The organism is Corynebacterium sp. MSK071 (assembly GCF_030232125.1).
Classification (GTDB): Bacteria; Actinomycetota; Actinomycetes; order Mycobacteriales; family Mycobacteriaceae; genus Corynebacterium; species Corynebacterium kefirresidentii.
In genome coordinates this window covers 1-14,025 of record NZ_JASPJA010000002.1, presented here as the reverse complement: position 1 = coordinate 14,025, position 14,025 = coordinate 1, and the positions used below count along the sequence as shown (strand labels likewise).

At 57.6% G+C, this 14,025-nt stretch carries 12 protein-coding genes; 10 read left to right on the top strand and 2 right to left on the bottom strand.

Annotated elements, in window-relative coordinates:
• The first annotated feature begins 683 nt into the window (after positions 1-683).
• The 7 genes from QP990_RS12310 to QP990_RS01415 all read left to right on the top strand — a co-directional run bounded on the left by QP990_RS12310 (position 684) and on the right by QP990_RS01415 (position 8,936).
• Positions 684-923, top strand: coding sequence for a helix-turn-helix domain-containing protein (locus QP990_RS12310; protein ID WP_396127270.1), 240 nt, complete (start codon positions 684-686; stop codon positions 921-923).
• A complete protein-coding gene (locus QP990_RS01440) occupies positions 920-5,065 on the top strand; it encodes a DNA polymerase (RefSeq protein ID WP_284798107.1) in 4,146 nt (1,381 codons plus the stop codon). Before QP990_RS12310 ends, QP990_RS01440 begins: the two co-directional genes overlap by 4 nt.
• A gap of 168 nt (positions 5,066-5,233) precedes the next feature.
• Positions 5,234-5,659 carry a hypothetical protein gene (locus tag QP990_RS01435; protein WP_046203532.1) on the top strand — a complete coding sequence of 142 codons (426 nt, stop codon included), beginning with the start codon at positions 5,234-5,236 and terminating at the stop codon, positions 5,657-5,659.
• Entirely contained in the window at positions 5,656-6,174 is a 519-nt protein-coding gene (locus tag QP990_RS01430; RefSeq protein WP_052723096.1) for a hypothetical protein, read from the top strand. The genes QP990_RS01435 and QP990_RS01430 overlap by 4 nt, the downstream gene beginning before the upstream one ends.
• 402 nt (positions 6,175-6,576) lie before the next feature.
• The gene (gene mobC, locus QP990_RS01425; RefSeq protein ID WP_284798100.1) at positions 6,577-6,789 is read left to right on the top strand and encodes a plasmid mobilization relaxosome protein MobC; all 213 of its coding nucleotides are present in this window, start codon (positions 6,577-6,579) and stop codon (positions 6,787-6,789) included.
• 28 nt (positions 6,790-6,817) lie between these two features.
• Entirely contained in the window at positions 6,818-8,422 is a 1,605-nt protein-coding gene (locus QP990_RS01420) for a relaxase/mobilization nuclease domain-containing protein (RefSeq protein ID WP_396127269.1), read from the top strand.
• Positions 8,400-8,936, top strand: a complete 537-nt coding sequence (locus tag QP990_RS01415; protein ID WP_236881326.1) for a hypothetical protein — start codon at positions 8,400-8,402, stop codon at positions 8,934-8,936. Before QP990_RS01420 ends, QP990_RS01415 begins: the two co-directional genes overlap by 23 nt.
• A 145-nt stretch (positions 8,937-9,081) precedes the next feature.
• On the opposite strand, the gene QP990_RS01410 is transcribed toward QP990_RS01415, so the two are convergent.
• Complete coding sequence (locus QP990_RS01410; RefSeq protein WP_200895294.1) at positions 9,082-9,867, bottom strand: helix-turn-helix transcriptional regulator; 786 nt, start codon at positions 9,865-9,867, stop codon at positions 9,082-9,084.
• Between the two features lie 29 nt (positions 9,868-9,896).
• On the opposite strand from QP990_RS01410, the gene QP990_RS01405 reads away from it, so the two are divergent.
• From QP990_RS01405 to QP990_RS01395, 3 genes are all read left to right on the top strand, one after another.
• A complete protein-coding gene (locus QP990_RS01405; protein ID WP_197712571.1) occupies positions 9,897-10,199 on the top strand; it encodes a hypothetical protein in 303 nt (100 codons plus the stop codon).
• Positions 10,196-11,560 carry an MFS transporter gene (locus QP990_RS01400; protein WP_284798095.1) on the top strand — a complete coding sequence of 455 codons (1,365 nt, stop codon included), beginning with the start codon at positions 10,196-10,198 and terminating at the stop codon, positions 11,558-11,560. Before QP990_RS01405 ends, QP990_RS01400 begins: the two co-directional genes overlap by 4 nt.
• A gap of 632 nt (positions 11,561-12,192) precedes the next feature.
• Positions 12,193-12,447, top strand: a complete 255-nt coding sequence (locus QP990_RS01395) for a hypothetical protein (RefSeq protein ID WP_239275682.1) — start codon at positions 12,193-12,195, stop codon at positions 12,445-12,447.
• 1,030 nt (positions 12,448-13,477) lie between these two features.
• On the opposite strand, the gene QP990_RS01390 is transcribed toward QP990_RS01395, so the two are convergent.
• On the bottom strand, positions 13,478-13,666 hold the full coding sequence (locus QP990_RS01390) for a hypothetical protein (protein ID WP_034661183.1): 189 nt from the start codon (positions 13,664-13,666) through the stop codon (positions 13,478-13,480).
• Positions 13,667-14,025 lie beyond the last annotated feature (359 nt).

Genomic DNA, 14,025 nt, shown 5'->3' with positions numbered 1-14,025 from the left:
AGCAGCACGGCAGCACAGCAGCACGGTACAGCAGCAGGTGGGGGTTAGGGGGCCTACTTTTAACCCTGCGCTAGAAAATAGGAAAATTTAAAAGGTTTTGTGTACCTAAGCTTCCATTTTTTCATGTTTTGCATAGAGGGCCGAAATCCAAGCCCCATAAGCCCCATAACCCCCACCAAAAAGCACGCAGTAAGACTGATAGCACCGGAGCAATCTCGGACGGTACCTAGGCCGCGCCAACCCCTACATGTCCCGTACCTAACGGCGGCGACCTGTGCCGAAAAAGTGCTCTTTTTTCTTGACGGCTGGCGGGTTGCTCCCTATACTTGTCATCAGTGTCGATTTTCCGTTATGCGAGGGAGTCGGCAGGGATAACCCCGAGAACAATGCTTAAAATGGGTAGCCCCGACGGCACGAGCATGCCGTTTCTCCGACGATAAAAGATACATCCGCGTAAGTCCTGGAACGGCAAGCCAGGCTGGGGACAGAGGTTGGGTAGGGAGTTAGCGCTCCCGTAAAGCGAAGCTGCGCACGGTGCTCTCAGACCGCCCAGATATAAGCCGGGAACGCACCCCTCTCCGGATAGCGATTAATGCTGTCTGGAGTACGCTTTGTCTTCCTCTGTTACCGCTCCTGCGGTCAACCCCCGTCTTTCGTTTTATACCCTCGCTGACCTCACCGACATGGGTCTCGGCAGCGCTGACGTTCTGCGCGACAGGATTAAGCGTGGCGAGCTGGGAGCACATCTTATCGGCGGCACGTACCGAGTAAGCCGCGCCGATCTCGATGCTTACTTAGCGGCATGTCACCGCCCGGCGACTGTCGAGGATTTCGTCGATGCCATTGTAGCTGTTGCGCCTGCTTTAAGTGAGGAGCAACGTTGCCGCCTTACAACTGTTCTGTCTGGGGGTGCAGCGGCGTGACACATAAGAAAAGCGCCCCGGAGAGCGCCTCTCATAATCTGAACAACTCTGATTCTACTGCCTCGACTGTCATAAGTCCAGACATTGACCTTAATTCAGACCATCTAGCTGAGCTTCATGCCTCTGCTATTAGCGATGAAACAATCGCTGCAACTGGTGTCTATACTGCCTCCACCCGTGACGAGCTGCCTGAGCCGTTGCGCTGGATTGCAGATAGAAACGACACCCTTCCGGCTTTGGTCTATCCAATGGTTGAGGCCGGGCGCGGTGTGACGTGGCAAGTAAAGCCACAACCTGGTTCTTTGGTGGACGAGGAGGGGCGACCCCGTAAATACATCTGCCCGAAGAAAGAAGGGTCGAATATCTCGCCGTCGTTTATCGAGCGGCGACCGATTACGAGTGCCACACGTCGCGTGCTGGTGGTCGAGGGTACGAAGCAGGCTCTTGCTGCGATGACCTGGACTGATGACACGACTGCTGTGTACTGCATCCCTGGTATTCAGACATGGATGGGTGGCGAGGACGGGCCTAACCCTGCTTTTGCCCGTCTTAAAGGGCAGTCTGTCTACATCATCCCTGATGCTGATGCTGGCTCTAACCGTGCTGTCTACGACGGTGCGCAAGGCCTTGGTGAACACTGTAAGGCGTGGGGTGCATCCCCTGTCCGTTTCGTGCGTATGCCAGGCCACGGGTCGCAAGGGTTAGATGATGTCCTTGCCACTGTGGACGATGGCGAGCGCTCGGAGATGCTTGAGCTGTGGATTCGCCAGGCGCAGGCTAAGCCTGCCAGCAAGATGCCGAAGCGTGCTAGCAAGAAGCAGCGCAGCAACACTGACGAGACTCGCAACGACTCGCGTCCGAAGCTTCATACCGACTTGCCGCCTGAAACGCTATGGGATCGAGCTTGGGAGGCAATTGAGAGTAAACATGCAGGTGTGACACTGTTTCGCCAGGATTCTCGTCCTGTAATGATTTCTCGGCGTGATGGCCAGGCTGTCCTGGTGCCGGTAGACCGTGCAACGGGGCGGCGTCTGGCTGCTGCTGCTTTCGATTTGGTGCGTGAAACTGACGATTCCACCACTGTCGTGGCACCGATGGACAAAGATATCGACGTGATTTTCACTCCTTTCTATACCGATAGTCTGCCGCCGCTGCACAGCGTGACGCGGTCGCCGCTGGTTACAGAGACTGGCGAAATTATCACGCGCTCGGGTTACCACAAGGGCACGGGTGTCTATGTAGACCTCGACGATTCCCTTACCGGTATCTCTGTGCCAGATAAACCAAGTGATCAGGACGTGGAGAATGCAAAGGTGCTGCTTGAGAATGTTCTCTACGATTTTCCGTGGGTAACTCCTGCTGATCGCACCCGTGCTCTCGGTGCTCTGCTAACTCCCTTGGCGCGCCCGATGCTTACTACAGCACCCATGCACGTGATTTCTGCCGTGCGCCGATCCTCTGGAAAAGGTCTGCTCACAGATGTTTTCCATCTGATCGCAACAGGCGAGACTGCTGCGGTGCAGGACTTGCCTGGTACTGAGACAGAGATGCGGAAGGTAATTGCGTCGAAGCTTTTTGCTGGTGCTGCAACACTTTTCCTCGACGAATGTAGCGTCGGTGTGGATAGTAAAGCTCTATCTGCCCTGCTGACAGCCGAGTCTTATACCGACCGCATCCTTGGTGAGTCGCGCATGATTTCGGTACAAAACAACCTGTGCGTGTACGCAGCCGGAAATAATATCGCTGTTGACGGCGACCTGGCCCGCCGTGTCGTTCCTATTCTTCTCGACCCGAAGTGCTCCAGGCCTGAATCTCGCAGCGGTTTCCGGCATCCTCACCTGCGCCGATATGTGCGTGCTCACCGGCGTGAACTGCTGGCAGCGGCACTGACACTAATCCGTGCATGGGCTGTGGCTGGCAGGCCATCGCCTAATGTGGCCGGCCCGTTCGGCTCTTTCGAGGGCTGGTATCACGTGGTCGGTGGCACCTTGGAGCACGTCGGGTATGCCGATCTCACGACAGACTTGGAGGAGATCCGAGCACGGTATAACGCTTCTGAGCAGGAAAACGCTGAGCACCTAGCGTGGCTCTATGAAGCAATGGAGGGCGACGATTTTCGCGCCTTCGACGCAGAATGCAAGATCGCTGACTCCCGCGACTATGTCCCTCTGCCTGAGGGTCTGGTTTCTTTGGACGAGGTCTCAGCACGCCGCCTCGGGCGTGTCTACTCCCGTCTGCAAGGCGCGTGGATTGGTGGATACTGTCTTGAAAGCGCTGGTGTAAAGCACCACACGAAGCTTTTTCATGTGGTGTGCGAGGATGACTGGGGTGGTGGCCCCGGCCCTGGTGCTGGTCCCGATAACAGTGTGCCGCCAGAGCCTTCTACGCCTGCAACACCTGAGCCTTCGGATACAGATAGTGTTGACACGCTGGTATTCGACTTGGAGACCGGCAGTGCCGATGACCTGCACGTGACGGATGACCCTGGCTTTGTCCGGCTGGCTACTTACTCCATCAATGGTGCAGAACCTGTAGCTACAACCGATATTGCAGGTGAGCTGCTACCTCTAATCGAGCGTGCAGGCGTGGTCGTAGGCCACAACATCGTCCAATACGACCTGGCTGCGCTACAGCGTCTTTATGGTCTCGATGTTGAGGCTCTGGTGAAGTCTAACCGTGTGCATGACACTCTCGTCATGGCGCGGCTGGCTGCAGGTGGTGCTAAGAACTTAAAGTACGACCTCAATGCTGTCGCGTCGCGTTACAGCGTTGGTGGAAAGTTGCTCAAAGATGGGAAAACAGTACTTGACGCGCAGGCGGAGCAGTTTGGTGGCTTCGACAAGATACCCACCGATCACCCTGACTATGTCAAGTACGCGCTCCAGGACGTGCGGGCGAACACTGCCGTATACAGCAAGCTTCTGCCTGAGACCATCGACGCAGTGAGCGAGGAATATCTCCAGCGTGAGCACGAAAAGACGTACGCTCTATCCGTCGTGGAAGCGAAAGGTATCCGTGTAGACACCGGTAAGGTCGAGGCTTTTTTCGCGGAGGAAGAACAGACGAAAAGCAATATCCGACAGTGGCTAGTAGACACTGTCGGTATGCCCGACGAAGGTACGTCGCCATGGGCTTCGGTAGATGGCAAGCAGGCTATTGCAGACTACTTTGGCCGATTCGGTGCCGAAGTGCCGCGTACAAAGAAAGGTGGAATCTCGATTAGCGGTAAGGCGATGCAGGAGCTTGCTAAGCAACATGCAGGCACCCCCGAGGTAGTCGAGCTGGCGACCAGGATGCAAACACTGCTGCAAGCCTCGACGCCTGCTGCGACGATTAAAAAGTATCTGCACGGTGACCGTGTGTACCCGTCTATTAAGTCCAGTCAGAACACTGGACGCTTGAGCACCAAAGATCCAGGTATGACGGTTTTCGGTTCTCGTGATAAAAGGCTTATCCGTCAACGCGAGATGATCCTCTCGGATAGTGCTGACGAGGTTCTTATCAGCGTGGATTTGAGCCAGATTGATGCTAGGTGCATGGCTGCTGGCAGCGGTGACGAGCGCTACTCAGAGCTATTCGCGCTTGGTCGTGACGCACATACAGAGATGGCTGTCCGTGTATTTGGCGATAAGTCCCGCAGGTCTGAGGCTAAAGCTCTCGGCCATGCGGCAAACTACGGCATGGGGCCAAAGTCGTTTGCCGACCATGCTGGCATCTCTGTTGTTGAGGCTCGGTCTCAGCTTGATCGCCTGCATCGTGAGTTCCCGGAGCTGGAGTCCTTCAAAGAGTCTCTGCGTAAAAGCGCCGAGACTCGTGGCTGGGTTTCCACCGGCTTCGGTCGCCGTGTAGCTGTCGCACGAGATAGGGCTTATACCCAAGCACCGGCTGCATACGGTCAAGGCACGGCCCGAGACGTATTCCTGGAGGGCGTTCTCAATCTCCCGAGGGAAGTCCTGGAGATGGTACGCATTTTCGTCCATGACGAGATTATTCTCTCGGTGCCACGCGAGCGTGCTGAGGGGATTAAGGAGTGTGTGGTAGCCGCCTTTAAGGCTGTCGAGCTGCCTTCCTCTGGTGGGGTCTCTGTCCCTGTGCTCTCGGATTCAGCTGGCCCTGGCGACAACTGGTCTGAGTGTAAGTAGGCGGTTTGCATGCAGCTCTCTCGCAGCCCTCCCCTAGGCACTTTTATCGTCACAGAGACGTTAACAACGCAGGAAACACAGTACCCCGGGGAAGCCTTGAACCATCGGGCGCTTAACCCAAGTGCCCGATGGCACCGAAATACCGCAACCTAAAGAAAGGAGTTGGCCATGGAGCCACAATCACCGCAGCCACCCCGGACACCTCGCGGCGGGTCGAAGGAACGCTACGAAGCCGAGGAATCTGCAAAAGGTCTTATCGCAGGTTTAGTCGGCCTAGACTGCGCCGACATCATTCGTCGTTCTAATCGCGTCCAGGAGATTCTCGAGGATCTTGCCCAACACGCTCCCGCAGAGGGCGTGTCCCTGGAGCAGCTTAGGGAGGAGAGGAAAAAGGTCGATGCCGAAATAGACCAGCTGTCACGAGAGCTTGACGAACGCGACAGGAAAATGCAGGGCAAGCCCAACGGCAATCCCCCGGGCCAGCCCGAGCGCAAGCCCCGTAACGTCACGGTTAAAGACCCGCGATTTGCCCCTCTTTTCCAGAATGAACCAGAAGAAAACGACACAGATAAAGGATGGGAACCAGAACTATGATTACGAAGTCTCAGACCGCTTCTGCGATAAAAAAGTTTGAAGCTCGCCTGGAGAAGCAGAAGCGAGAGGAAGCCGAATTGGCTGCGGAGTTCGAGGAAATTGAGCGTAGGTTAGGCAAAGTTCTCGCCGCCTGCGTTTATGAACCGTCGAGCAAATGGGCCGCATTTCTCGACCGTTCTGTCTGGGAACTGCTCGTGGAATGCGGCGCACAGGTGGCCCCCTCCCGCGAAGCGTCCGAGGAGGACGAGGGCGCTCATCGCGGGGAGGACGAAGGAGCTGATAAAGGCTCCGAAGTCGATTCCGAAGGCTCTACCGAGCCGGAGGAGTCGGAGGACGAAGAAGCCGATGAAGGCTCCGATGACTCTACAGAGTCGGAGGAGTCGGAGGGTTCTGAGGACTCCCACGGCGGGGAATACGAAGAGGCTGACGAAGCCTCTGAGGCAGATTCCGAAGGCTCCCCAGAGCTGGAGGAATCCCCCGCAGGCCCGGAGCAAACTGACTACTACGGTCAGTGAGCGTAGGGCCAGAGGGTCGAGGGAGAGAATCTCCCTCGCCAGCGCCACGAGGCACCGGAGGTGCCCGAGTGGCTTGCTGGCCGCCTGTTAGGGAGGGCCGTCTTTGACGGTGGCGAGTACGCCTGAAGATGCGCAGCAGATTCAGGGGGCCGACACCGGAGAAGCGTGACCCTCACTAACAGACTGTGGCCCTGGCTGCGTCAGCAGTCGGGGCCACCCTGCCACAGTAAGTATGGAATGTAGGAGGTGGATATGCGAGACAAGTTCTCGACATATTCGCGGACAACCGTGCGCCTCGACAAGGATTTGGACAAATTTGTCGAGGAGGTCGCACGGTTCGCAGGTGTGCAAAAAGCAGTCGTGTTCCGGGAAGCTCTCTATGTCCTCGCAGAGGAGGAGAGCGTGCTAACGCAGAAGCGTTTGGCCCCGGAGACGCTGCGCCGGTGGGACGAGATGAACGAGCAGCTGCGTCGGATTGGCATCAATCTGAACCAGCTGGCTCGGCGCGCCAATATCGACGGGACTGAATCGGTGTCCGAGTTGGTAGAAGGCATCGCTGATAAAGTCGATTCTCTCCGCCAGGAGGTGAAAGACTTTGTCCACAATCAAGATTAGCTACAGTCAGAACCTCCGCGCGGCGACGGTGTATGCCGTCTACGGAACGGCAGACAATGCCCGCAAGGGTCGGGTGCGAGCTGATGCTTTATGCACGGTTCAACCTAATGCTGAATCGTTCTCGCCGTCGGCGACATCTGGCCGCTGGTCTGGAGTGGACTTCATGGAGGCCAGTGTGGACGAGATGGAGCGTTATGCTCCGGCTCAGCGCACTGACCAAGCAATTATTTATATCCAGTCGTGGGCGAAAGACGAGCTGGATAAGGATGACCCGGCTGATGTAGCTCGGGCTAATGCAGCCGGTTCAGAGCTGGCGATGCGGCTGACTAAAGGCACGGGAGTTCCGTTTACCGTTGCCACGCACACCGACAGTAAAAGCGGCTGCGTCCACAACCACATCGTCTTTGCCAATCACGACCCGCAGACAAAGAAGGCTGCGCCGAGGGACATGCGTAACTGGTTTAAGTTGCGCAACGTCAACGATGAGTTGATGCGCGAGTTGGGGATGCGTGTCCTGGGCAAGCCGGGAGGCCGGCAGGGAGGCAATGGAAGCAAGCCGATAAAGCCGGAAATATCGCTACTTCCTGCCGAGCGCAGGGCACGCAAAGAGGGCCAGTCCACCGACTCGACGGGCCTGGGCGTGGATGAATTAACAGCAATCACCTGGGCTGATTTCGCTCGCAAGCGCATAGACGCGCTGTGTGCTGATGAACGAGTAGCCGATGCTGAGGACCCGCTGGTCAAGGCGCTAGAGGTTGCTGGCGACTACAACCTGTCCCTGAAAGGGCAGCCTAACTCAAAGACCGAGGGCGAGTCGTTAACCGTGGCCCTGGTCGATGACGACGGAGAGGAGGCCTATTTTACGAACACCACTAAGGCCGGGCGTACCCGAAAGCGTAAAGCAGCTAAGGCCGGCTCGAAATTAGGCCGCAGCTATTCGCTAGAGGGTGTGACCGAGCGCGTTAACGAAGCTCAGGCAGCTCTCGTTGCGCGACAGGAGGTGGAACTCCAAGCTGATGCAATTGACGATGACCTGGAGGCGAAATACGGCTCCAGCCTTCTCGATGACGAGGAGGAAGAGGATAACTACTACTCCCAGGAGGGATTTAATTATGGTCTCAGTGACCGAGATGAAACAGATGGCCCAGGCAGCAGCCAAGGGCAAGGCGGAAAGCGTCTTGAAGATCGTCAGCCCGCGCCTGGACAAGGCGGAGAGGGCTATCAAGGCGACGCAGGAGAAACTGAAGAGTCTGCCGGAGAACGCGGGGGAGATTATCAACAGTCTGCCCAGCGACTTCTCAACGCGATTAGCGAAAGTGGAGACCGAATTAGGAAGCGTAAGGGGCAAGCTCGCCGAGAACAAGAACTACGTGAGCAGCAGTCACTTCCAGGTAACGATGATGGGAGTGCAACAGATGATCACCGGCCTGATAAGGAATATCGAGGCACTGCCCAGCGGCATGGACGGGGTCAAGGGAACTCTACTCGAGCTAAATCAGCAGATGTCGCAGCTCGTAAAGCTGCAACGGGAGGTAATCAGGGCAGCACAAAGCCCCATCCAGCTCGACCGGGCTTCCAGCCAAGCAGTAGCCCAGAGCCTCAACAACCAGATGACGGCCAGCCTGACTACTGACCTGGAGCCACTGGTAGCAGTAGCGGTCTCTGAGGCAATGTCGAAAGAGTCAGAAAGCCTGCACAAGGCAGCAGAAGCCTCTAAGAAGGCCCGCAGCGCCTTGCTCCAGGAGAAGGAATCCAACGAAAAGCTGCTGGAGGAGATACGCGCAGAGCGCAAGCAGTATAACGAGGACATGGCAAAATCAAACACTCACTTCATTAAGGCCTGCATGTCTGCCTCGTGGATTGCAGCCAGTGTTCTCTTCGTTACTATTGCACTCGTTGCTGTCGGCGCCTTGGGGAAAGGGCTGCTAAGTATGCTCGGCATACCTGAAGGCATGGGTGCTCTGTGGAGCCACGTCCAGGAGGCTAACGGCATCGGCCCGACACTGGGATGGTTGGTGCTAACCCTTATCACCATAGGCATCCTTATAGCGCTTATGACCTGGATGCTATCCCAGGCTGTGCCAGGTATTGCTCATTTGGTCGAGGAATACCGTCGCAGCCACCCGAGGAAAGAAACGAACCACTAACTCGAACACATGCACTGTAAAAAAGCTAAAAGACTCCCACACACAGCGTAGCGGTTAACCGCTACGCTTCTTTTATGCTCTCTCTGGTGCTGTTCCGACCGGCTTTCGATCGTCCGAAAGGTCACGTCGGTGCCAAAGAACGACTTCAGCCCTCAGGGACGGCTGTCGGGCAATTGAGGGAGATCCCCGCGTCGTTGAGCGCTGCCCGCCCGGCGGGAGTGAGACGCACGGCCCGAGTACGACCCCTGCGGGAAAGCCATTCCTTATCCAGCAGAGTCTTGCAGATTCCCGTGCCGAGAGGGCCGGCGAGGTGGAAGCGGCGTTCGGTGGAGTCCATGCACGACCTGCCCGTGTCGAGCATCTTCGGGGGCACACCCCACTGTATGAACAAGCGATGACCTTGATTAGTGACCTGACAGTGCGAGTCGATGAACTCGTGCTCTTCTAGTTGTTCAGCCAGGCGCACCCCGAGCTTACCGGCGAGGTGCTGATAACAGGTGCGGCCTTCACGTAGGTTCGCATTCGCCCGTGACGCGCTGAGGCTGTGAGGAGTGGGCAGGGGCGAGCGGGCGACCACGCCAAGACTCTCGACCACTCGTGCGATGTCTTCCCCGGCCAGGCGAATGTAGCGGTGCCGGCCCTGCCGAATGTCGTGGACGAGACCGTGGGTGACGAGCACGTCAACATGCTCGCTCGCCGTCGACCGGGCCAGGCCCGCGTACCTGCCCAGTTCACCAACCGTCCAGGCCCGCCCGTCCATGAGCGCAGCACACATGGCCGCCCGCGACGAGTCAGCCAGAGCCGACGCGACTGTCGAGATATCCGGGACCGCTTCAGGAAACACGCGCGCAACCATGCCTCCAGTATGCACCCGGAACTGTTCGGTGACGACCGAACAATCGCAGGCATAGTCTGAACTCACCAGATTCATTGCATCAGGAGACGAAGGGAGCGATCGCGATGAACGGGGACCGCCAACGGCTACGCGGGCACTACGATGAGGACTTCTACTGGGAACGCGTTGACCGCAACCTGGGTTGGCTCGACGAGGGCCCCCTCGTCGCCCAGCAACTCCTCGCGCTCACCGGGGGAGAGACGGCCAGGGAGATCCGGGACATGCACTTCGCCGCGTCCTGGCGCCTGTTCGATCTGGTGCTGCCGACACTGCTGGACCGGTCCTACCGGACCTGGGATCAAGACCTGAGCAAGCGCACCTACTTCGGCCACCCGCCCGCCGAGGCTTCGCTGGAGTCTCGCGTATGACCGCGCATCGGCGCACGGCGCTGGTCGCGACCCTCCTCGGTTTCTTCATCGTCATGCTCGATACGACCATCGTCAATGTCGCCCTCGCCGAGATCGGCACTGACCTCGACACGACGGTGGGCTCACTGCAGTGGGTCGTCGACGCTTACACCCTCGTGTTCGCCGCGTTCCTTCTCACAGCTGGGGCCGCATGCGACCGTCTCGGGGCCCGCAGGGTCTACCTCGCTGGCCTGGTGGTCTTTGCTGTGCTCTCGGCCGTGTGCGCCCTGGCTCCCACAGGCGGGTTCCTCGTCGCTGGTCGCGCCGTCCAGGGCGTGGGCGCGGCAGCAATCGTGCCGGGCTCTCTGGCATTGCTGTCGGCTGTGTACGACGATCCGAAGGAACGAGCACGCGCCATCGGGCTGTGGGGCGGCGCAGGAGGTGTTGCCGCCGCGATCGGACCGGTCCTGGGCGGAGCGCTGGTGTCGACGATCGGGTGGCGGGCGGTGTTCTGGGTCAACCTCCCCATCGTCGCTATCGGCTGTCTGCTCACCTTGTGGGCAATTCCCGCGCTCACGGGCAGTCGCGCGAGACGGGTGGACCTACCCGGACAGGTGCTCTCCATGCTCACGCTGGTGGCAGTAACCTATGCAGTCATCACCGCAGGCGAACACGGATGGTCACCCTGGCAGGTAGCCGTGCTGATCGCCGGGGGCGTCTTCCTCGCCCTGTTCATCATCGCAGAGCGACGACACCCGGACCCGATGCTGCCGATGGCCTTGTTCACTCGTGCCCGGTTCTCCGTGGCCGCAATGGTAGGGCTCGCGCTCAACATCAGCTTCTTCGGACAACTCTTCGTGCTCTCCCTCTTCTTCCAGCAGTACCTGGGATACGAGCCGTGGCTGGCAGGCCTCGCGCTGGCACCACAGGCGTGCAGCGCCGTGGTCGCGTCACCGCTGGGCGGCCGTGCCGTCGCCCGGTGGGGCGCGTTCCCCACCATGCTCACCGGCCTGGTAGTCGGCACGATCGGCTTCAGCAGCCTCGTGCTGCTCACCGCAGAAACCCCTTACGTGGTGGTCGCGGTGTTGACCTTCACGGCTGGATTCGGGATGGCCTTCGCGATGCCGGCCGCGACCTCGGCCGCGGTGGACTCGGCCCCGCCGGAACATGTCGGCATCGCAGGAGGAGTCATCAATGCCGCCCGCCAGACCGGCAGCGTCGTCGGCGTCGCAGTCCTCGGCGGAATGGTCGCCAGTGGAGCGTTCCTCACAGGCTTCCACACAGCCGTCGCGGTCGCCGGTGGAGTCTTCGGTGCCGCAGCGCTCGTAGTTGCTGCCACCATCATCAGTCACCTACAGGAGCCAGTTACACCTGAAGTTTAGAATCATTGTGTGATGAAGCACCATCGGAGGAGGTCGAAGAAGCCGCCAGTCGAACGCGTACTGTGCTCCGAAACTGGTAAACGCGAACACGAGCACTATGATGACGCCGTGCATGTAGCACTGAAACGGTCGCGACGGGCAGGGCCGCTGCGGATCTACGAATGCCCTCGTGCGGGTCGTGGCACCTAACCAAGCGCCCTGACTGGGGCAAACCACCGGCGAACTAATGACACTGTACGGGTCTGTCTCGGCGAGGAACGCTCCGGAGTGCGTCTTTCCTGGACGCTCCAGGAGTTTCGTTCTCATGCATAGGCAGCCGAGGCGCGCTGCAAGGCTTGTAGCCCTGAGGACAGTCGCCTAGGGCTTTGTACCATGAAACTAGGCGCGCCAGCGACCATAGGCCATGGTCAGAGAGTATGAACACCGGTGACCAGATAGCAGGTCGCTTGTGTCAGGCAATGCGCCGGCGCATTGTCTGACCAGTATGAGCAACAGAGCGCGCTCAAAACGTTAGGGCGCGCACGCGCAAAAGAGAGCAGTCCCTTTTCGTAGTCACCTATGCTCCTCAGCCCACCGGGGTATGCACACAGCGCTCATACACTAAAAGAGTCACACCGAGAGAAAGGATCACTGTGACGACAGCAGTTATTTTCAACCCCACCACCAATGAGGAGTACTTCACCACTCCATGCTTCAGGACTCGCGCCGAAGCCTGGGCATGCGCAACCGGGTTCATCTTGGCACGCTATAGCGGGGAGCAGGACGCCGCAGTAAGAGGCAACCTCGCAGACGCCACGCTGAACAAGGAATACGAGTTTTACTCCACGATCGACCTACGTCAAGCATCGCTCTACGGCCCTCCAGTCTCGATCGTTCTCAACGACTAACCCCAAACAAGACAAACAAAGGCAGCACCCCTCGGGGTGCTTTCCCTCTTGCTGGTCGGGCTGCGCATATTTACCCTCACGCGTGCGCAGATTTACGCATACAGAGCTAGTTATCCACAGGGGTTCACCTGCGGGTTTATCTATTTTCCCAGGTGGCTTATAACTATATCCCTGTAGATCTATATCCTCAGTCGATCAACCAACAAACCGTTCACTACGGGGTGCGGTTCTTGCTCCCGCCTCGCCTTGCGGCTCGTTGGGCTGCCGCCCAAATCAATAGATTTGGTTGCCACCAAAACACCCCACAACAACCACGGGCCTGACCCCGGACAGTGGACACATCGGGGGTTAGCTATGCTGCTTTGGTCAGTGTAGCTGATGTGAGTGCTTCGACCATTCCTGTTGAGAAAGGGTACCTAGAGTTGAAAGACGATAAAAACGTAGAGAACTTTGTGGACTGCCGCGAAATCCGCACGGTTTTCAAACCAACTTGGGTGAGCTGGTGGTTCCACAAGATTTTTACGTTCCCGCGTGTTGAGTGCGATGGGATCGTAAGCAATTGTCACTGGGGAAGAAACAAAGCGTTAGTGAGGGATGGTGGGACGGTTACGGTTGGATTTAGTTATCGTATTTTCCATGATACGAAAATTAGATGTAAGAGCTCCCCTATCGAGGTTTCCCCTTCACATGCTGAGTTAGAAGCCAAGACAGCCATAATTAACAACTCCCCGATGACTGCCGTGCTCTACTAGCATTCGTCTCGAGCCTATCGATGGTTCGGGCGCGTACTTCCCGCGACGTTGTGAACGCGGGCCTAACCCCCGGACAGTGGACACGTCAGGGTTAGGCCCTATGGCGGAACATACGCTATAACATATGCCTAAACATACGTCCCGCCATATGGCGAGATATGTCACGCGGGCCGGTGCGGGTAGGCGGTACCGGTGAAGGAGCCGCGCCCATGCCCCGCGTCTTGTGGTAGTTGTAGAAGAAAAAAGGGGGCGCATCTACTACCACTGCGGTATCTCGCTTACTCCGGCTTGCGCCCTGCGTTTTCTGCCCGCACACGCACTCCCACAGAAGCAGCAGTCAGAACAATAACGAGAACAACCGCTAAGCCGAGCCCTATTACATCAGTCAGCCACAAAACGAGGAGTACTAAAGAGGCAACCGCCAAGGCGAGCAAAACTCCGATTTTTATCTTCTGTACCTTGTCCATGTCCATAGCGCCATTATTCAAAATAAAACCAACCGCGCGGGAAGTTTTCCCGTTTTCGAAGAAATCTCCTCCAATCCTAAAAGCGCCCTCAGGGACCTGCTTTTCTACTTTATGCGCGTAGTGGAGAACGCTCGTATCCCTCTCGCGGAGTGATTCTTATTTCTCGGTAGGACTATATAAATGCAGGTAGAACTATATGTAATTAAACATATGCTAAAGCATATGTTGAGGCATATGGCGGGACATATGTTGCGCCATACGGCAGGCCTGACGACTGCGTATTGAAGTGTCCCAGGTTTTGTTCCGTCTGAGTAGATGGGAAAATCTGGAATATGCCAAGAAAATTTGACCAGGATGCG